Annotated in this window: 13 protein-coding genes; 8 read left to right on the top strand and 5 right to left on the bottom strand. The window is 70.6% G+C overall.

The window, feature by feature from the left end; genetic code table 11:
- Positions 1-40: 40 nt before the first annotated feature.
- Positions 41-595 (bottom strand): GNAT family N-acetyltransferase, encoded by a 555-nt coding sequence (locus STRVI_RS16655; RefSeq protein WP_014056828.1) that lies wholly within the window; start codon positions 593-595, stop codon positions 41-43.
- A gap of 458 nt (positions 596-1,053) precedes the next feature.
- Positions 1,054-2,496 carry an MFS transporter gene (locus STRVI_RS16660; RefSeq protein ID WP_043236029.1) on the bottom strand — a complete coding sequence of 481 codons (1,443 nt, stop codon included), beginning with the start codon at positions 2,494-2,496 and terminating at the stop codon, positions 1,054-1,056.
- 420 nt (positions 2,497-2,916) lie between these two features.
- Here STRVI_RS16660 and STRVI_RS16665 point away from each other — a divergent pair, with 420 nt between their 5' ends.
- The gene (locus STRVI_RS16665; protein ID WP_014056830.1) at positions 2,917-3,582 is read left to right on the top strand and encodes a TetR/AcrR family transcriptional regulator; all 666 of its coding nucleotides are present in this window, start codon (positions 2,917-2,919) and stop codon (positions 3,580-3,582) included.
- A gap of 57 nt (positions 3,583-3,639) precedes the next feature.
- Here STRVI_RS16665 and STRVI_RS16670 read toward each other — a convergent pair whose 3' ends face one another.
- The gene (locus tag STRVI_RS16670) at positions 3,640-6,201 is read right to left on the bottom strand and encodes a PA14 domain-containing protein (protein ID WP_251982638.1); all 2,562 of its coding nucleotides are present in this window, start codon (positions 6,199-6,201) and stop codon (positions 3,640-3,642) included.
- A 252-nt stretch (positions 6,202-6,453) separates the two neighbouring features.
- Between STRVI_RS16670 and STRVI_RS16675 the strand changes: the two genes are divergently transcribed.
- The 3 genes from STRVI_RS16675 (at position 6,454) to STRVI_RS16685 (ending at position 10,429) form a co-directional block, all read left to right on the top strand.
- Positions 6,454-7,197: an SDR family NAD(P)-dependent oxidoreductase gene (locus STRVI_RS16675; RefSeq protein WP_014056832.1), complete on the top strand. Its 744-nt coding sequence runs from the start codon at positions 6,454-6,456 to the stop codon at positions 7,195-7,197.
- 269 nt (positions 7,198-7,466) lie between these two features.
- Positions 7,467-7,922, top strand: coding sequence for a lamin tail domain-containing protein (locus STRVI_RS16680; protein ID WP_014056833.1), 456 nt, complete (start codon positions 7,467-7,469; stop codon positions 7,920-7,922).
- Positions 7,923-8,014: 92 nt separating this feature from the next.
- Positions 8,015-10,429 carry a glycoside hydrolase family 65 protein gene (locus STRVI_RS16685; protein ID WP_014056834.1) on the top strand — a complete coding sequence of 805 codons (2,415 nt, stop codon included), beginning with the start codon at positions 8,015-8,017 and terminating at the stop codon, positions 10,427-10,429.
- Between the two features lie 42 nt (positions 10,430-10,471).
- Here STRVI_RS16685 and STRVI_RS16690 read toward each other — a convergent pair whose 3' ends face one another.
- On the bottom strand, positions 10,472-11,743 hold the full coding sequence (locus STRVI_RS16690; protein WP_014056835.1) for an SLC13 family permease: 1,272 nt from the start codon (positions 11,741-11,743) through the stop codon (positions 10,472-10,474).
- Positions 11,744-11,975: 232 nt separating this feature from the next.
- Here STRVI_RS16690 and STRVI_RS16695 point away from each other — a divergent pair, with 232 nt between their 5' ends.
- Positions 11,976-12,686, top strand: a complete 711-nt coding sequence (locus STRVI_RS16695) for a FadR/GntR family transcriptional regulator (RefSeq protein ID WP_014056836.1) — start codon at positions 11,976-11,978, stop codon at positions 12,684-12,686.
- Between the two features lie 131 nt (positions 12,687-12,817).
- On the top strand, positions 12,818-14,011 hold the full coding sequence (locus STRVI_RS16700; protein ID WP_014056837.1) for a S1 family peptidase: 1,194 nt from the start codon (positions 12,818-12,820) through the stop codon (positions 14,009-14,011).
- Between the two features lie 68 nt (positions 14,012-14,079).
- On the opposite strand, the gene STRVI_RS16705 is transcribed toward STRVI_RS16700, so the two are convergent.
- Complete coding sequence (locus STRVI_RS16705) at positions 14,080-15,084, bottom strand: multicopper oxidase domain-containing protein (RefSeq protein WP_014056838.1); 1,005 nt, start codon at positions 15,082-15,084, stop codon at positions 14,080-14,082.
- A 245-nt stretch (positions 15,085-15,329) separates the two neighbouring features.
- Here STRVI_RS16705 and STRVI_RS16710 point away from each other — a divergent pair, with 245 nt between their 5' ends.
- Together STRVI_RS16710 and STRVI_RS16715 are read left to right on the top strand one after the other, a co-directional pair.
- Positions 15,330-17,786 carry a ThuA domain-containing protein gene (locus tag STRVI_RS16710; RefSeq protein WP_014056839.1) on the top strand — a complete coding sequence of 819 codons (2,457 nt, stop codon included), beginning with the start codon at positions 15,330-15,332 and terminating at the stop codon, positions 17,784-17,786.
- Between the two features lie 62 nt (positions 17,787-17,848).
- Positions 17,849-20,002: an OmpL47-type beta-barrel domain-containing protein gene (locus STRVI_RS16715; protein WP_078505746.1), complete on the top strand. Its 2,154-nt coding sequence runs from the start codon at positions 17,849-17,851 to the stop codon at positions 20,000-20,002.
- Positions 20,003-20,060: the final 58 nt, after the last annotated feature.

Raw genomic sequence — 20,060 nt, forward strand, 5'->3', positions numbered from 1 at the left:
GGCGGACGGACGGGTGTCGGCGGACGGGGCTCCGCCGGGCCTACAGCCCCTTTTCGAAGGGGAGCGGGCCGATGGTCTCCGGGTCGGCCGAGATATCGAACAGCGGGGTGTAGCCGGTGGCCAGATACAGCCCGCGCGCCTCCGGCTGGCGGGGCCCGGTGGTGAGGTAGATCCGGCGGTAGCCGCGCTCGGCGGCCGACCGCTCCAACTCCGTCACCACCCGGCGGGCCAGCCCGCGCCGCCGATGGCCCGAGTGCGTCCAGATCCGCTTGAGCTCCGCCGTTCGCTCGTCGTACCGCCGGTACGCACCCCCGGCGACCGGCTCTCCGCCCTCCAGCAGCAGAAGCAGCTCCCCGTGCGGCGGGGCGAACTCCTCGGCCGGATAGCGGTTCAGCTCACGGTCGGCAGCCCTGCCGTAGCGGGTGGAGTACTCGTACGCCAGCTCGCGCAGCAGCGGCTCGACCCGCGGATCGTCCACGGTCACCCGGGCCACTGTCAGCCGGTGCGGGGGGTCGGCCGCGAAGGCCGCGCCGGAGCGCGGACCGGGCTGCGAGCCGTCGTCGGTGGCGGCGGTGCCGAGGAACTCCACGGACATGGGGTGACCTTTCGGGAAGCGGGAAAGGGGGGCGAAGCGGAACAGGGGAGAAGCACCCCGGAACCGGAAAGTGGCGCGGTTCGCGGGGTGATGGCGCGTCAGGCGCGGAAGTGGCAGACGAGGGCCCTGCGATCAGAGGAGTCCGAGATCAGAGGAGTCCGAGATCAGAAGAGGGCGGCCGGTGGGACGGCCCGCTGCCGGGTCAGCCGGAACAGGAGGCGGACCACACCCGACCGAAGTCGATGTGGTCGCGTGTGACCAGGGGCAGCTCAGTCCTCACCCGCATCATTCAGCCCCGCACAGGCCCGTTCCGTCAACCGCTGTCCACATGATGGCCCGTATGCGCCCCCGCCACGACAAAGCCGCCCGTATCCCCCCTTCCGCCACGCGGGCGGGCGGGGAGACACGGGCGGCTGCGAGGTGACTGCGGCTGTCGGCCGTCGGTCGTCGGCCCTGGGTCAGCGGCCCGCCACCGGCTGCGGTGTGCCGGACCGCTCCGACGGGGCCGTGAGCCGGTCCGGACCGCGGCCCGGCAGCAGCGAGGCGACCGCGAGCGCCACCAGCGCGGCGCCGCCGCCGATCACGAAGGCGGTGCGGAAGCCGTTCAGGGACGGGACCTCGGTGGGCCCGAACGCGGTGGTCATATGGGCGAGGACGACGCCCACCACGGCACTGGCGGTCGAGGTGCCGATGGACCGCATCAGAGTGTTGAGGCCGTTGGCCGCGCCCGTCTCGGACACCGGAACCGCCGACATGATCAGCGCGGGCATGGCGGAGTAGGCGAGGCCGATCCCGGCGCCGATCACACACGAGATGATCACGACCTGCCATGCGGCGTCCATCAGGAAGACGCCCATGCCGTACCCGGCGGCGATCACCCCCGCGCCGAGCATCAGCGACACCTTGGGGCCCGAGGTGGCCGTAATCCGCGCCGACAGCGGTGAGATGGCCATCATCACCAGACCGGACGGGCCCAGGCACAGACCGGCGGTCATCATCGACTGGCCCAGTCCGTACCCCGTCGCCTCGGGCATCTGCAGGAGTTGCGGCAGCACCAGCGACATCCCGAACATCGCGAAGCCGATGACGATGGAGGCCAGATTGGTCAGCAGCACCTGACGCCGGACGGTGGTGCGCAGATCCACCAGCGGCCCGGTCACCCGCAGCTCCCACCGGCTCCACAGCAGCAGCACGACCACCGCGCCGCCGAACAGCCCGATGGTGGTCGTGCTGGCCCAACCCCAGTCGGCGCCCTTGGAGACGGCCAGCAGCAGACAGAGCAGCCCGGCCGACAGCCCGATGGCGCCCACCAGGTCGAATCGCCCGCCGCCGCGCACCGGGGACTCCGGTACGAGCGCCAGCACCAGCGCGATCACCACCACGCCCAGGCTCGCCGAGACCCAGAACAGCACATGCCAGTCGGCGTGTTCGGCCAGCGCCGCGGCGCCGGGCAGGCCGAGTGCGCCGCCGACGCCCAGCGAGGAGCTCATCAGGGCCATCGCCGAGCCGAGCCGTTCGGCGGGCAACTCGTCCCGCATGATGCTGATGCCCAGCGGGATCACGCCCGCGGAGAAGCCCTGGAGCGCACGGCCGACGATCATGGGCGCGAGCGCGTCGGAGAGTGCGCACACCACCGATCCGACCACCAGCATCGTCAGGCTGAGCAGCAGCGTCCGCCGCTTGCCGTACATATCGCCGAGCCGGCCCAGTACGGGGGTGGCCACGGCGCCGGCGAGCAGGGTGGCGGTGATCGCCCAGGAGGCGTCCGAGGCCGAGGTGTGCAGCAGCCCCGGGAGGTCCGGGATCAGCGGCACGACGAGGGTCTGCATCAGGGAGACGACGATTCCGCCGAACGCCAGGACGGCGACCACCGGTCCGGAGCGCGGCGGGTGGGCGGTCATCCCCGTTTCGGGGGCATCGGGGGTCGGAGGTAAGGAAGTCACGGTGGTCCTTCGTCGGGGCGCGGACGATCCACGTCAGGTGCGGCAGCAGTGTCGCATAAATTTGTGTAACTGGTACGTCAAATATAGCCGTCCGGGGCGCCTCCGCCGTCTCCGACAGGTCCTCTCGCAGTTCACTTGCGGCTGGCGAGGATGCCCCGACGTTGACGCCCGGGAGGAGCCGTCTCCCCGGCCTGCGGCGCGGAGGGTCTGTACATCGGGATCGGGCGTCGTCCCAGGAGGGGGAGCATTCAAGCCGGCACGGCGCGAGGCGGCGTTCAAGAGACCGCGTTCAAGGCGGCGGACGGCCACGAGCGGCACCCGAGCCGACTTGCGTAGCCTTGGGGCCTGGTACGACGGGGGCGAGCGAAAGGACACCGGATGGCCGGGACCGCGGAGGGGACCGTCCGCAGGGGACGTGGGCGCCCGCCCCGCCTGTCGCGCGAGCAGATCGTCCGCAGCGCCGCGGAGCTGGCGCTCCGCGAGCCGGAGGTCGCGCTGACCGTCAAGAAGGTGGCCGAGGCGGTCGGTTCCGCCCCCATGGCGCTCTACCGCTACTTCCCCGATCGCGACGATCTCCTCCAGGCCGTGGCCGACCGGGTCCTGGCCGAGACCCAGCACAAGGACCCGCCGGGGGAGACCTGGCAGGAGCGGCTGCGCGCCTGGATGCACAGCAGCCGCGACTATCTGCTGCCCCACCGCCAGTTGCTCCCCTATATGGCCGCCACTCAGCAGCCCGCCCGGATCTCCTCCCTGGTGACCCTGACCCGGATGCTGCGCCCCCTGCGGCTGACCGAGGACGATCTCGCGCTGGCGGTGACCCTCATCGGCTCCACCGTCATCGGCCACGCGGTCTACGAGACCCACCGCGGCCCCGTCTCCGCCCGCAAGCTGGACGCCCTGAGCGAGGCGCTGGCCCTCTACCCCCAGGAGGAGCGGGAAGCGGTCGCCCCGCTGCTGTCGAGGCTGCCGCGAGCCCAGAGCAGGCTGTACGACGTGGTGGTGGACCGTACGGTCGCCGTCATCGAGGCGCTGGCGACGGAATGACCCGCCCCGGGGCTGCCGCGCCCCGGAACGGGTCATCACCATGGCCGAGCCGTGTGCTTACGTGGTGCACTCCATGGACGCCGGGTCCGCCGCGTCGCGGATCAGCGCCTGATGGGCCCGGCGCAGCCGCTCCACATCGGGCTTGATCTCCTTGCGGTCATAGGTGAGCAGCCCGTTGAGCTCGCCCTCCACATCCGTGATCTGGGTGTAGACGGCTCCGCTGCTGCCGTTGCACGCGACCAGCTCGCGCACCTTGTCCAGCAGCTTCAGATACTCCTCGGTGTACTGGTCCTTGTCCACGCCGACATAGGTGTGCTGCACGGGCCAGGCATGTCCCGGTATGGCCAGGCCCAGGCCGCCGTACTCGCCGGTGACGCCCGCCCGTGAGGCGTCGGGGCGCGGATCGCCCGGCCCTGGATAGGCGTGAATATCGGCGAGGTCGCCGTTGCCGGTGTCGTTCCAGCCGCTGGCGCCGTCGATGAGCCGAGTGGGGTCCCAGCCCTTGGCGAGCTCGGGCACCTTCGGGCCGCCGTACTGGCCCCAGCTCTCGTTGAAGGTGACCCAGATGGCGATCGACGGACTGCTGACGTGCTGGTCGATCATCCGCTTCATCTCGTGCTCGTACTGCGCCTGCGCCTTCTCGGACGGGGTGACCGTATTCATGGCGGGCATGTCCTGCCACACCATCAGGCCCAGCCGGTCGGCCCAGTAGTACCAGCGGTCGGGCTCGACCTTGATGTGCTTGCGCACCGAGTTGAAGCCCATGCGCTTGTGCATCTTCAGGTCGTACGCGAGGGCCTCGTCGGTCGGCGCGGTGTGCAGCCCGTCGGGCCAGAACCCCTGGTCGAGGGTGGCCATGGAGAAGATCGGCTTCCCGTTGAGCACCGTACGCTTCTTGCCGTCCACCTCCTTGACGGCGATGCTCCGCATGCCGAAGTAGCTCTCCACCCGGTCCGCCGAGGCGCCCCGGCCGACCGTGACCTTGAGCTGGTACAGATGCGGATCGTCGGGGGACCACAGATGCGGCGAGGGCACGGGGACGGTCAGCGGCTTCCCGGTGCGCCCGGTGGCGGTGCCGATCACGCGCCGTCCGTCGTAGGCGGTGGCGGTGACCGGGACGCCGTCCCGCACCCCGCGGACCTCGGTGGTGAGGGTCTCGCCGGGGACGTCCGGGGTCAGCTTGAGCGTGTCCACGTGGTCGGTGGCGACCGGCTCCATCCAGACGGTCTGCCAGATGCCGGAGGAGGGGGTGTAGAAGATGCCGCTGGGGTCGAGGCGCTGCTTGCCCATCGGCGGGTTCTCGCCGTCGGCCGCGTCCGTCGGGTCGTAGACGCCGACGATCAGCTCCTGGGTGCGGCCCGGCCGCAGGGCGTCGGTGACATCGGCGCTGAACCGGTCGTAGCCGCCGCGGTGGTCGGCCACCCGGGTGCCGTTGACATACACCTCGGCCTGCCAGTCGACGGCGTCGAAGTTCAGCCGCAACCGCTTTCCGTCGCCGACCTTCCAGTCGTCCGGCACGGTGAACGTCCGCCGGTACCACATGCGGTCCTCATGGCGCTCCACGCCGGAGAGCTTGGACTCCACCGGGTACGGCACCAGGATCCGCTCCTTGAGCCGCTGCCCGACGGGGGGCTTCTCCCCCTCCTTCGCGGCGGCGAACTGCCAGTCGCCGTTGAGGTTGCGCCACTGATCGCGGGTGAGCTGGGGGCGCGGGTACTCGGGGTGGGCGTTGTCCGGGCCGACGTCCTTGGCCCAGGGAGTGCTGAGCTGATACGTCGACGTGTTGCCGCCGAAGGACACATACGGCTCGATGGCGCCGTCACCGTCCTCCAGGCCGCCCTCGCCGTCGTAGCGCACGACCGCCTCGCCACCGCGGCCGACCACCGGCTCCTTCAGGGCGAGCAGCAGCCGGGACGGGTCGGAAGCGTCCAGCCGGGCGCGCCCGAGCGGCCAGGCCGCGCCGCCGATGACCGCGGTCAGATGTGACGTCAGATCGGCCGGGGGAGCGGTCAGGGGCTGGGCGAAGTCCAGCAGCAGGGTGCGGCCGTCGGGCTGGACGGCGCTGGCCAGGGGGCCGTCGTAGTCGAAGTCGGCGGGCAGCCGGAAGGCGGACGCGGGTACGGGCGCCTTGGCCGCTCCCGGCGGGGTCCAGGACAGATGGAGGTTGGAGCCGCCGTAGTGCTCGAAGTACTCGACCTTGATGTCGTACGCCTTGCCCGCGGTGAGCTCGACGGGCTGGGAGGTCTGCTCCTTGTCCCAGTCGTCCACCCAGTGGTCGATGACCGGTTTGCCGTCGATCCACAGCCGGAAGCCGTTGTCGCCGGTGATCGAGAAGGTGTGCGCACCGGAGCGCTCCGGTGTGATCTGGCCGGTCCAGCGGACGCTGACGTCGTCGGACCGTCCGGTGGTCGCCTGCAGCCGCGGATCCAGATTGTCGAAGTCCAGGGCGGTGTCGAGGCTGGTGGCCTTCAGCTCATGGAAGTCGAAGGCCCCCGGGGCGGACTGGAGGTAGTAGTCGCCGCGGAGGCCCTGGACGACCGGGGAGTCGTCGGAGGGGGTGTCGGCCGCGGCCGGACCTGGACCGGTCAGCAGACCGAGCGCGCCAAGCGCCAAGGCCACGGTCGCGACCACGGATCTGGCGAAAGATGAACGAAAACGCACATGTCCTCCTTGCTGGAACAGCTACTGAGGCTGTTGCTGGGACAAGTGGGGCGCCGCCATTGCGCCATCCCCAACAGAACCTGTCAATAGTGAACGCAAGGCAACAGCCTGCCTGTTGGGTCCTGAGCCTTGACGGGAATGCGCTTTCTCCCTAGCGTGCGGTTCATAGATGTGACTGGAATTCAATAAGCTGCACGGAGGAGGCCCGTGATGGGGCGACGGATCGTGGTGTCGGGCGGCGGTACCGGCATAGGACTGGCGGCCGCGGAGACCTTCGCCGCCGAAGGGGACCGAGTGGTCATCCTCGGGCGCCGCGCCGAGGTGCTGCGCACGGCGGCGGACAAGCTCAACGCCGCCTACGGCCCCGACCTGGTCACCTGGACCAGTGCGGACCTCAGCGACCCGGAACAGACTCGGCGCGCCGCCGAGTTCATCGCGGCGGACGGCGGGGTTGACGTCGTCGTCACCAACGCCGGCGGCAATGTCGCGGCCTCCAACGACGGCACCCTCGAAGGCATCGCCGACCAGTACCAGCGGAACTTCGCGGCCAACGTGCTGACCGCCGTACTGCTCACCGAGGCGCTGCTGCCCCACCTCACCCGGCCCGGCGGCCGGATCGTCCATCTGTCCTCGGTCGCGGCGCTGCGCGGCCCCGGATCGTACGGCGGCACCAAGGCCGCGCTGCACACCTACACCTTCGAGCTGGCCAAGCGGCTCGGCCCGGAGGGCGTCACCGCCAACGCGGTGGCCCCCGGCTATGTCGAGGACACCGAGTTCTTCGGCGATCGCGGCACGCCCGAGTTCATCGCCCAGCAGATCGGGCAGACGCTCACCGGACAGCCCGGGACGCCCGTCGAGATCGCGGCCGCCATCCGCTATCTGGCCTCCCCGGAGGCCGCGTACGTCACCGGCCAGGTCCTGCACATCAACGGCGGTGCGCAGTTGGGCCGCTGACGCCGCCTCACCCCCGGCGCCCCCCCCCGCCGGATAGAGCCGCGGATCGGATCCGCGCTAGGGCCATACGGCCCTGGAGCAAGGGCCGCGCAGCCCTGCCGCCGCGTTCAGCCGTGGTCCAGTCTGGTCCTCCACACAGGTGGGGGGAAGACGGACGGACGGCCGCACCGAAGGAGTCAGCTCGCTGACTCCAAACCATCTTCGGGCGCGGCCGCCCGTCCGTCCTGCGTCACCACTGCTTCACCATGCACGACGCAAGGGGGGACCTCATGTCCGCATACACCGCCCGCATCGGCGCGGCGGTCGCCGCCGGCTGCGCGATCGCCCTGCTGTACCCGGCGACGCCCGCCGGTGCCGCGGGCTCCGTACACCTTTCCAAGATCTACTACGACTCGCCCGGCCCGGACAACCGGAGCACTTCCAGCCTCAACGGCGAGTACGTCCAGATCAAGAACTCCACCTCGCGCGGGGCCAGCCTCAAGGGCTGGGTGCTCGTCGACGCGAGCAACCACAAGTACACCTTCCCGAGCTACACCCTCGGCGCGGGCAAGACCGTGACCGTCCGGACCGGCATCGGCTCCGACACCTCGGCCACCAAGTACCAGGACCGCCGGGCGTACGTCTGGAACAACGACGCCGACAAGGCCACCCTCCGCAAGACCGGCGGCTCCACGGTCGACACCTGCTCGTACAACAGCAGCCGGGTCGACTACAAGCTCTGCTGAGCGCCCGCCGCGCGGGGGCGCGGCGCAGCCGGTGAAGTCCCGCCGCCCGGAAGACAATGGGGGTGTCGAGGGAGGAGAACCGGTGAGCGGCCGTGGCGGACTGGGTGTGGGAGTACGAGGGCTATGAGCCCGGCGAGGAGCGGTTGCGCGAGTCGCTGTGCACGCTCGGCAACGGCTATCTCGCCACCCGGGGTGCGGCCTGCGAGGCGGCCGCCGATGAGACGCACTACCCGGGCACCTATGTGGCGGGCTGCTACAACCGGCTGACGTCGGTGATCGGCGGACGGCAGGTCCAGAACGAGGACCTGGTCAACCTGCCGAACTGGCTGCCGCTGCGCTACCGCGTCCACGACCCGGACCGGCCCGCCGGCACCGGCGGCTGGCTCACACCCGACGGGGCCGAGCTGACCGGCTACCGGCAGACCCTCGACCTCCGGCACGGCACCCTCCTGCGGCGGCTGCGGTACACCGACCGGCACGGCCGGGTGCTCCACGTCGACCAGGAGCGGCTCGTCCACATGGGCGATTCGCACCTGGCGGCGATGCGCGTCACCTTCCGGGCCGAGGGCTGGTCCGGCACCGTCGAGCTGGAGTCGGGGCTCGACGGTGCCGTGGCCAACACTGGTGTGGCCCGCTACGCCGCGCTGTCCGGCCGCCATCTCGTCGACCGGCGCACCGGCGCCGCGGGCCCCGACACCGTATGGCTGAGCTGCCGCACCACCACCTCCGAGGTGCGCGTGGCCATGGCCGCGCGCACCCGGGCCGTCCGCGGCGCGCCCACCGCCGGCGGGCAGCGGCTCACCGAGAGCGCGGTGATGCGCACCCTGGCCGTGCCGGTCGGGCCCGACGCTCCGGTCACCGTGGAGAAGACCGTGGCGGTGTACACCTCCAAGGACCCCGCGATGAGCGATCCGACCCAGGCCGCCCTCGACGCGGTGGCCCGGGCGCCGGAGTTCGGGAAGCTGCTGGCCTCCCACCGCACCGCATGGGAACACCTGTGGCGCGAGGCCGCGTTGGAGGTCCCCGGCGAGGCGGGCCACATCCTGCGGCTGCACCTGTTCCACATCCTGCAGACGCTCTCGCCGCACACCGCGGAACTGGACGTGGGCGTCCCGGCCCGCGGCCTCCACGGCGAGGCGTACCGCGGCCATGTCTTCTGGGACGAGCTGTTCGTGCTGTCGTATCTGAACCTGCACTTCCCCGAGGTGTCCCGGGCCCTGCTGCACTACCGCCACCGGCGGCTGCCCCAGGCGTGCCGCGCCGCCGCGGACGCCGGGCGGGCCGGGGCGATGTACCCGTGGCAGAGCGGCGGCGACGGGCGCGAGGAGACCCAGACGCTGCATCTGAACCCGCGCTCCGGCCGCTGGCTGCCGGACCACTCCCGGCTGCAGCACCATGTGGGCTCGGCGGTGGCGTACAACGTGTGGCAGTACTGCCAGGCCAGCGGCGACACCGACTTCCTGTACACCAAGGGCGCCGAGATGCTGGTGCAGATCGCCCGCTTCTGGGCGGACACCGCCGTCATGGATCCGGACCACGGGCGGTACCGCATCCGCGGGGTGGTCGGGCCCGACGAGTACCACGACGGCTATCCCGGCACCGACCGCCCCGGGATCGACGACAACGCGTACACCAACGTCACCGCCGCCTGGGTGCTCGACCGGGCCCTGGAGCTGGCCCGCACGCTGCCCGAGCCGCGCCGCCGTGAGCTGTTCGAGCGGGTGGGCCTGGACCGCGCGGAGCCGGAGCGCTGGGAGGACGTCTCACGGCGGCTGCTGGTCCCCTTCCACCGGGGCGTCATCAGCCAGTTCGAGGGCTACGGGGGGCTGGCCGAACTCGACTGGGACGGCTACCGCGCCCGCTACGGCGACATCCGCCGGCTGGACCGGATCCTGGAGTCCGAGGGCGACTCCGTCAACCGCTATCAGGCATCCAAGCAGGCCGACGCGCTGATGCTCGGATACCTCTTCGCCCCCGCCGAGCTGTCGGGCCTCTTCCGGCGGCTCGGCTACGTCCTGGACGACGACGTCTGGCGGGCCACCGTGGCGTACTACCTGCCCCGGACCAGCCATGGCTCGACCCTCAGCGAGCTGGTGCACGGCTGGGTGCTGGTGCGGGCGCGCCGGGCCGAGGCGTGGCGGCACTGCCAGGAGGCGCTGCTCGGCGACGTGGCGGACGTCCAGGGCGGCACCACCGGCGAGGGCATCCACCTCGGCGCCATGGGCGGCACCCTCGATCTGGTGCAGCGCGGCCTGACCGGGCTGGAGACCCGTGAGGACGCGCTGTGGCTGGATCCGGTGCCGCTCCCCGAGCTGTCCGGGCTGTCGGAGTACCGGTTCTCGGTGCGCTATCGCGGCCATTGGGGCGTCGCCCTGCGGGTGCGGGCCGGGAGGCTGTGGATCAGCGTGCCGGACTCGGAGGAATCCCCGATCGAGGTGCGGCTCGCCGACCGCTCGCTGACCGTCGCCCCGGGGGAATCCCGCTGGGTTCCGCTGCCGCCCGGCTGAAGGCGCGGGCCGAACCCGGGGTGGGAGTCCCCGTCGGCCCGCTCAGCCGAGGCCGGGGACCACCAACGCCAGCCAGACGACCGGGGGCACCGCGACCACCATGATCCCGCCGTAGACCATCAGTTGCCGGAAGAACCGGTCCCGGTCCACATCCGGCGCGTTGGCCAGCACCAGCGCCCCGTTGGTCGAGAAGGGGCTGACGTCGACGACGGTCGCCGACACCGCGAGGGCCGCGATCATTCCCACCGCGCCGATGTCGCCCTGGGCCAGGAAGGGAACGGCGAGCGGGATCAGCGCGCCCATGATGCCCACCGAGGAGGCGAACGCGGAGACGATCGCGCCGATGTAGCAGAGCAGCAGGGCGGCGAGCAGCGGAATCCCGATGTCGCTGACCGCCTTGCCCGCGTAGTCGATGGTGCCCATCTCGTCCAGCACCCCGACATAGGTGAGCACACCGCAGATCAGCAGCACGGTGGGCCAGGTGACCTCGTTGACGGCCTTCTTGCCGTGGTCCGGCCAGAAGACGCTCAGGGCCACGGCGAGGGTGATCGAGGTGAGCCCGGCGTCCAGGTTGAAGGCGAGCACCGCGACCACCAGCACCACCAGCGCGCTCAGCGTGGCGATACGGGCCGGGGTGAGACGGCCCTCCGCGTCGGCCGGTGCCTCCCCGGCGCCGTCCGCCCGCTCCTCCCCGGCGGCGACGGCGGCCCTGGGGAGCTTCAGCCCGCCGCAGACGACGAAGACGACGGCGGCGATGATCAGGTTGACCACCAGGCTCGCGAGGAACAGCGTGACCTCGTTGCCGGGCAGCTTCTCCCGGTCCACGATGCCGTTGACGATCGAGCCGTAGATGCTGATGGGGGAGAAGCCGCCGCCCTGGGCGCCGTGCACCACCATGGCGCCCATCAGCAGCGGGCTGATGCGGTACCGCGCGGCGAAGGAGAGCGCGAGCGGGGCGACGATCGCGACCGCCGCCGGGCTCACCGCCCCGATCGCGGTCAGCACCCCGCTGATCGCGAACATCACCCAGGGGATCAGCGCGACCCGCCCGCCCACCAGCCGGATCGAGGCGTGCACCAGCCAGTCGGTGGTGCCATTCGCCCGGGCGAGGGCGAACAGATACGTCACCCCCACCAGCACCACGAACAGATCGCCCGGGAACCCGGCGAAGATATGGTCCGCGCTGAAGTCGGCGACCAGCTCGCCCACGCCGAAGGCGGCGGCGAAGGACAGGGCGCCCATGTTGATCGAACGAGTGGTGGCGATGACGAAGACCACCACCAGCACGAGTATCGAGATCAATTCGTCGGACATCGAGCGCTCCCGTCACGGGGACCCGGTCGGCGGACCGGGGACGGTCGGGCCAAGTGGCCTGCTGGCTGACTCACGTTGGGGGCCGGGCGGTTCGGCAGTCAAGACATCGGTGGCAGATTGGCTCAGCCAATTGACCAATGCTCCACCGGTCCGTCAGACCGCCGCACCATCCCTCCACCCGGTGCTACGCTGCGAATCGGGGCCGTCACAAACCGCGATGGGGGGAGCCCGTATGGCCGGTGACGCGCTGCGCCCGATGAGCCGTCAGCGCCTGTACGAGCAGGTGCTGGAGAGGCTGCGCGCCTACGTCGAGGAGGGCGGGCTGCGCGCGGGCGACCGGCTGCCGACCGAGCGCGAGCTGGCCCAGCGCCTCGGCATCAGCCGCGCCTCCGTCAAACAGGCCATCGTCGTCCTCGAGGTGCAGGGGCTCGTCGAGGTGCGCCAGGGCGGCGGTATGTGCCTGCTGCGCGACAGCCTCGACACCGAGCCGGTCGAGCGGCTGGTCGAGCGCCGCCGCAGGCTGCCCGATGTGCTCGACGCCCGCGAGGCGTTGGAGACCAAGCTGGCCGAACTCGCCGCCGAGCGCCGCACCGACGACGACCTCATGGCCCTTCAGCAGGCCCTGATCTGGATGGAGGACGAGATCGAGTCCGGGCGCCACGGCGTCGAGGGCGACCGCCGCTTCCACGCCGCCGTCACCGCGGCCGCGCACAGCCCGCTGCTCGGCGAGTTCATGCGCTCCATCGCCGACCAGATCGCCGAGAGCCGCGAGGAGTCGCTGCGTCAGCCCGGCCGTCCCAGGCGGTCGCTCGGCCAGCACCAGAGCATCCTGGACGCCATCGCCGAGCGCCGCCCGAAGGCCGCCGCCGCGGCCATGCGCCGCCATGTCCGCACCGTCGCCCAGGTGCGGCTGCTCAACTGGAATCCGGACGACGCCCCGTGAGCCCGCCGCGGCATCCGTTTCCGAGTGTGACCGATCACGGTCTTGGTCTGGACTTTCCCCCCTGGCTCGCTAGGCTCGGCGCGATCGACGCGTGAAAGCGCTCTCACCCGCCGAACCGAAGGGGAACTTCCATGAGACGGAAGCCCGTTGTCCGTGCCGGACTGTCCGCACTCCTCGTCCTCGGTGCCCTCTCGGGCGCCGGCGGGGCCTTCTCGACCGCCGCCGCGGCATCCGGCGCCGACGCCCCCGCGGCGAAGCCCGCCGGCGCGTCGGCGCCGTCCGCCGGCCTCGTCCGCGCGCTCGGCCGTGACCTCGGCCTGACCGCGGACCAGGCGCGCGAGCGGCTCGGCCAGGAGGCCGCCGCCATGAAGCTGGAGTCCAAGGCCGAGCGCGCCGCCGGCGCGTCCTACGGCGGCTCGTGGTTCGACACGAGCAGCGGAAAGCTGGTCGTCGGCGTCACCGGCGCCGAGCGGGCCGCGTCGGTACGGGCTACGGGCGCCACCACCCGGATCGTGCAGCACAGCGCCGCCGCACTCGACGCGGCCACGGCGCGCCTCGATGACAAGGCCCGGAAGAAGGCCGCCCCGGCCGGGGTGAGCAGTTGGAGCGCCGACCCCCGCGCGGGCGGCGTCGTGGTCCGGGTCCGCGAGGGCAGCGAGGGCGACGCCGCCGTCCGCGCCTTCCTCCGCGAGGCCAAGCGCTCGTCCTCGGTCCCGGTCACCGTCGAGAAGGCCCCCGCCCAGGCGCCGACGACCTTCGCCGCCGGTACGGTCGGCGGCGACCCGTACTACACCGGCAACGTCCGCTGCTCCATAGGCTTCTCGGTCCAGGGCGGCTTCGTCACCGCCGGACACTGCGGCCAGGCGGGCGGCTCCGTCAGCGGCTGGGACGGCTCGTACATCGGCAACTTCCAGGGCTCCTCGTTCCCCGGCAACGACTACGCCTACGTCAGCGTCGGCAGCGGCTGGTGGACCGTGCCGGTGGTGCTCGGCTGGGGCACCGTTCCCGACCAGTTGGTCCGCGGTTCCAACGAGGCCCCGATCGGCGCCTCCATCTGCCGTTCCGGCTCCACCACCCACTGGCACTGCGGCACGGTCCTGGCCAAGAACGAGACCGTGAACTACAGCCAGGGCGCGGTGTACGAGATGACCAAGACCAGTGTGTGCGCCGAGGGCGGTGACTCCGGAGGCTCGTTCATCAGCGGCGACCAGGCCCAGGGCGTGACCTCGGGCGGCTGGGGCAACTGCTCCGGCGGCGGCGAGACCTGGTACCAGCCGATCAACGAGATCCTGTCGGTGTACGGCCTGCGGCTGCACACCGCCTGACGGGGCGGTACGGAGACAAGACGACGGGGCGGGCCGCCCGGCCCGCCCCGTCGCAATCGTTTCAGCGCCTATCCGTGGTGGTGCGCGGACAGCTGGTGCGGGTCGTGGCCGGGGATGGTGCCATCGGCCTTGGCGACCAGGAACAGCCCGGCCATGCCCATGTCGGAGTGGCTCTGGACATGGCAGTGGTACATCCAGGCGCCGGGGCCGACGTTCTCCCCGGCGATCACCTGGAAGCCGAAGGAGTCGGCGGGTCCGGTGATCTTGTTGTCGATGACCCGGCTGACATCGTCCGGGCCTTCCAGCAGCCCCGTGCGGTTGTCCGCCCAGCGGTGCCCGTGCATATGGAAGGTGTGGTAGTACTCGCCGTGCGTGATCATGATGATCTCGACGCGGTCGCCCACCGTCGCCCGGAACTCGGGGGCTTCATGCCCCGCCTTGTTGTTGATCGTCATGTCGTTGAAGACGATGGTGAACTGCTTGTCCGGCAGGATGTCGCCCGCCCGCCGCACCACCACGGGGCCGTACAGCCCCTTCCGGAGGCCGCCGGTGCCGTGCGGGGTGCCCACCGCGTGGTCGTGGTAGTGCCAGTAGCCCGCGCTGCCCGGCCGCCAGGTGCCGTCGGCGCGCTTGCCCGGGGCGTGGGTGCGCCAGGTGTAGGTGCGGGTGCCGCCCGGCTCCACGGCGCTGCGGTTGAGCTGGGTGCCGTCGCTGGCCACGTCGTAGTCCAGGCCGTGCACATGGAGGCTGGCCGTGACGTCCATGGTGTTCTCGAACTCGATGTGCAGGGTGTCGCCCTCGGTCAGCTCGATCAGCGGACCGGGGATGGTGGCCTTGCCCTTCTCGAGGCCGTAACCCATCTGGCCGTCAGGCAGCTTCTCGGCGTAGAGCTTGAGATGGCGGACCGCCCCGCCCGCGGTCGCGGTGCGGACCGCGCCGGACGGGGCCTTCGGCGCCTTCGCGGCGGCGGAGGAGGTGAGGGCCAGCGGTCCGACGGCCGCGGCGGCCGCGCCGCCGGTGAAGAGCCGTCTGCTGAGACCGCGTCTGGAGGTGATGCCGGGTGCGTCGCTCATCGTTCTCCCAAATCGCTGTGGATCCCCTGCCGTTGACGATGCGCAGATGCCCCGGGGTGCTTTCACGGTAGCCGGGGCAGCCTCGTTCATCCACACTCAGGACAAAGTTCGTTGAGTTGCGGTCATAGGTATTGGCGGGTTGCGAAAAGCCGTCTAGCTTCCTTCAGCGGTGGTTTCCGGTATGTGAGAGGGATGGGTGACCCATGCGGGACAAACCGTACCAAATGCCCTCAAGGTGGAGAGGGATGACAGTCGGTCGGCTGCGGAAGAGACGCGCGGGGGTGGCGGCACTGCTCTTCGGCGCGCTCACCGCGACCCTGCTGGGCGGGTCCCCCGCCAGCGCCCGGCCCGAGGATCGTGCGCCACTCACGCTGCCGTCCCCGCCCGGCGGGGACAACGTCCGGGTCCTGGTGTTCCACGGCTCGGCGGGGGACGAGCCGGCCACGGTGAACGCGGGCATCGAGGCCATCGAGAAGATCGGCGACCAGGGCCCCGCGGCGACCCGGTTCACCGTCGACGCCACCGCCGACGCCTCGGTCTTCACCAAGCCCAAGCTCGGCAAGTACAACGCCGTGGTCTTCCTGACCGGCTCCGGCGATGTGCTCGACCCCGAGCAGGAGGCGGGGCTCGAGGCGTACATGAAGGCGGGCGGCGGCTTCCTCGGCATCCATGACGCGGCCCGCAACGAGCCGTACTCCGACTGGTACAGCGGGCTGATCGGCGCCCGCCCGGCGGCCACCAGCCCGGGCACCGCCCAGCGGGCCGTGGTGGAGGTCGGCGACCGCGTCCACCCGGCCACCAAGGAGCTGCCGCTGGAGTGGAAGCGCACGGACACCTGGTTCAACTGGAAGGACAATCCCTCCGGCACGGTGCACACCGTGGCCCGGGTCCGCGAGTCCAGCTACCAGCCGGGCACCGGCGCCAACGGCTGGGATCACCCGATCTCCTGGTGCCGCGACTACGACGGCGGCCGCTCCTTCTACACCGGGATGGGCGGTACGGTCGCCACCTTCCAGGAGACCGACTTCCGCGCCCATCTGCGGGGCGCGCTGCTGTGGACCACCCGTCTCTCGAGCGCCGACTGCAAGGCCACCATCAACGCGAACTACAAGGCCGAGCGCGTCACCAAGCCCAATCAGCCGGGCCAGTCCGACCAGATCGGCGAGCCGCACGGCCTCGTCGTCGCCAAGGACGGCCGGGTGCTCTACATCGGCCGCGGCGGCGGTGACAACAGCGCGCCCGTGGTCACCGACTGGAACGACCCGGAGATCGGCAAGGGCCAGGGCCAGATCCATGTCTACGACCCGGCCACCGGAAAGGTGACGCTCGCGGGCGCCGTGACCGTCTTCGGCAACAAGGGCGGCGGCGATGAGCTGATCAAGAACGAGGAGGGGCTGCTCGGCATCGAGCTGGATCCGGGCTTCCTCGACAACGGCTGGGTGTATCTCCACTACACGCCGCACTCCCGGATCAACCGGGACACCCAAATGGCCGAGCGCCGCGTCTCCCGCTTCACCATGGACCTGAAGACCAACAAGCTGGACCTCGGCTCGGAGAAGGTCCTGCTCTCCTGGCCGGTCCAGATCCACAGTTGCTGCCATGCGGGCGGCGGGATGTCCTGGGACTCCAAGGGCAATCTCTACATCGCCACCGGCGACAACAACTCCTCGCAGTTCAGCGACGGCTACTCCGGCAACAACCCGCAGCCGAACTACAAGGGCGTCTCCTTCTCCGACGCCCGCCGCACTGCGGGCAACACCAACAACCTCAACGGCAAGATCCTGCGGATCCACCCCGAGGACGACGGCACCTACACCCTCCCCGAGGGCAATCTCTTCACCGGTAAGGAGCCCGACGAGGGCGGGGGCAAGACCCGTGGCGAGATCTATGTGATGGGGGTGCGCAACCCGGCCCGGATCTTCGTGGATCAGAAGACCGACATCCTCTACGCGGGCTGGGTCGGCCCCGACGCGGGCGAGCCCAGCACCACCTGGGGCCCGGCCAAGTACGACACCTTCGCCGCCATCACCAAGCCGGGCAACCACGGCTGGCCGTACTGCATGGGCAACAAGCAGCCCTACCGGGACCGCAATCTTCCCGACCCCAGCAAGCCCCTGGGCTGGTACGACTGCGACCACCCCAAGAACGAGTCGCCCAACAACAACGGTCTGGTGAACCTGCCGCCCATCACCGGGAACACCATCTGGTACTCGCCCCAGGGCGGCGCCCCCGACTATCCGCGGGACGCGAACGGCATCCCGAGCTACAAGGCGTCCGAGGCCAAGTTCCTGCTGCCGTGGCTCAAGGGCGGCGGTCAGGCCACCATGAACGGCCCGGTCTACCGCTACGACGCCGACAGCGACTCCACCACCAAGTGGCCCGCCTACTGGGACGGCAAGTGGTTCGTCGGCGACTTCTACGACGCCGACCAGCCGCGCCACGCGGTGGTGACCGACCCGAAGACCGTCGGCAAGGGCGGTCTGCCGGTGCACGCCGAAACCCTGAAGAAGATCATCCCGGTGGGCGCCGACGGCATCCGCAACCTCATGGACTGGAAGTTCGCCCCGGACGGCTCGCTCTACGTCCTCGACTACGGGCGCGGCTTCTTCACCTCCGACTCCAAGTCGGCGCTGTGGCACATCACCTACACCGGCGGCGAGCCCACTCCGCTCGCCAAGGACCTGGCCAGGAAGGCGGAGTGACCGTGAAACGAAGGCGCCCCGAACCCAGCAGACCCTGGCTGCCCCTCCTCGCCGCGCTGCTCATGATCCTCGGGCTGAGCTCGGCGACGGCGACGGCGGCCCACGGGCAGAACGACACCCGGCAGGCCGCACAGCAGACCCTCACCTGGACCGCGGGTGACGACATCACCAAGTACGCCTCGGCGCCCACCACCGCGGTCGCCGGGAAGACCACCATCGTCTTCGAGAACAGCACGGCCACCGGCAACACCATGGGGATGCCGCACACCCTGACCTTCGATGTCTCCGACCCCGAGTACAACAACGACGTTCCGCTGAACATCCTGGCCAACCCCTCGGACGACAGCGGCGGCAAGCACACCGCCGAGGTCACCCTCAGCCCCGGCCGCTACCGCTACCACTGCACCATCCCCGGCCACGGCCAGATGCAGGGCATCCTGGTGGTCACCGACGGCGGCGGTGGCGAGGACACCACCGCGCCCGACGCCACGGCGAAGGTCGAGGGCGAGAAGAACGCGGACGGCGCCTACATCGGGATGGCCACCGTCACGGTGTCCGCCACCGACGAGGGCTCGGGCGTGGACCGGATCGAGTTCGCGGAGGGGGACGGGGCGTTCCAGCCGTACACCGCCCCGGTGATGGTCCACCAGGTGGGCGCGCACACCATCCGCTACCGGGCCGTGGACAAGGCCGGGAACGTGTCGGAGGTGAAGTCGGTGGACTTCACCGTGGTGGCGCCGCCGACGGACGACACCACGGCGCCCGAGACCTCCGCCACCGTCTCCGGTGAGAAGGACCCGTCCGGTGCGTACATCGGCATGGCCACCGTGACCATCACCGCCTCCGACACCGGCTCCGGGGTCAACCGGATCGACTACGCCCTGGGCCAGGGGGAGTTCCAGCCCTACACCGGTCCGGTGATGGTCCATGACGCGGGCTCCCACACGGTGCGCTACCGGGCGGCGGACAAGGCGGGCAACGTGTCGGAGGTGAAGTCGGTGGACTTCACCGTGGTGGCCCCGCCGGCCGAGGACACCACACCCCCGGCGGTCTCCGCGACGGTCGACGGAACGAAGAACTCCGACGGTGCCTATGTGGGCAGCGCCAAGGTCTCGCTCACCGCGGCCGATGACGACTCCGGGGTGGAGAAGGTCGAGTACTCCCTGGACAGCGGTCCGTATCTCGCCTACACCACCCCCGTGGCGGTGGACCGGGTGGGCCGCCACACCGTCGCGTACCGCGCCACCGACAAGGCGGGCAACACCTCCGAGGCGCGGCAACTGGCGTTCACCGTGGCCGAGGGCGGCGGGGTGCCCGCACCCGCGTGCCCGGAGTGGGACGAGCGCCTTACGGTGATCGTCGGCACGGTGGACACCGGCGTCCCCAACCGCATCACCCGTAGCCGCTGCACCATCAATGAGCTGATCGAGGACGAGAAGGACTGGTCCTCCCACGCCCTCTTCCTCAAGCACGTCACCACCGTCACCGACAAGCTGCTCACCGACGGCGTGATCGACCAGCGCGAGTACCGGGCGATCAACAAGGCGGCCAAGCAGTCCGGGATCGGCAAGCCCGGTCAGGACGAGGGCTACCGCCCGCTGTTCGACGGCACCAAGAAGTCCTACGACAAGTGGCAGCACGTGGGCGGCGGGGCCTTCGGTCTCAATGACGACGGCAGCATCACCAGCAGCACCTCGGTCGAGGGCATGGGCATGCTGTGGTTCCCGCAGCGGACCTACGACGACTTCTCGCTGAAGCTCCAGTTCCGCGATGACGCACCCGGGACGGGCAATGCCAACGGCGGTGTCTTCGTGCGCTTCCCCTATGTGCACGACCACCCCGAGGAGTCCCGTCCGGAGTGGGTCGCCATCAAATACGGGCACGAGGTGCAGATCCTCGACCGCCCCGACGGCGATATGTACAAGACCGGATCGATCTACGGTTTCGACCGGGTCGGGCTCAGTGGCGCCGGGGTCACCCCCAAGGGAAGCTGGAACGACTATGAGATCCGGGTGGTCGGTCAGCACTACTCGATCTACCGCAATGGTGTGCTGCTCAATGAGTTCGACAACACCGGCGGCCAGGAGTTCACCCCGCCGCGCGGGGACGACCCCGGCACGGACGGCCGTCGGTACTCCTCCGGGTACATCGGTCTCCAGGTCCACAGCACCGATGATGTGATCTCGTACCGCGACATCCGCATCAAGGAGCTGTAGGACAGCCCGCGTACGGCGTGAGGAACAGCGCGAGAACGGCGCGATGAGATGAGTGGCC

This window comes from Streptomyces violaceusniger Tu 4113 (genome assembly GCF_000147815.2).
Lineage (GTDB): Bacteria > Actinomycetota > Actinomycetes > Streptomycetales > Streptomycetaceae > Streptomyces > Streptomyces violaceusniger_A.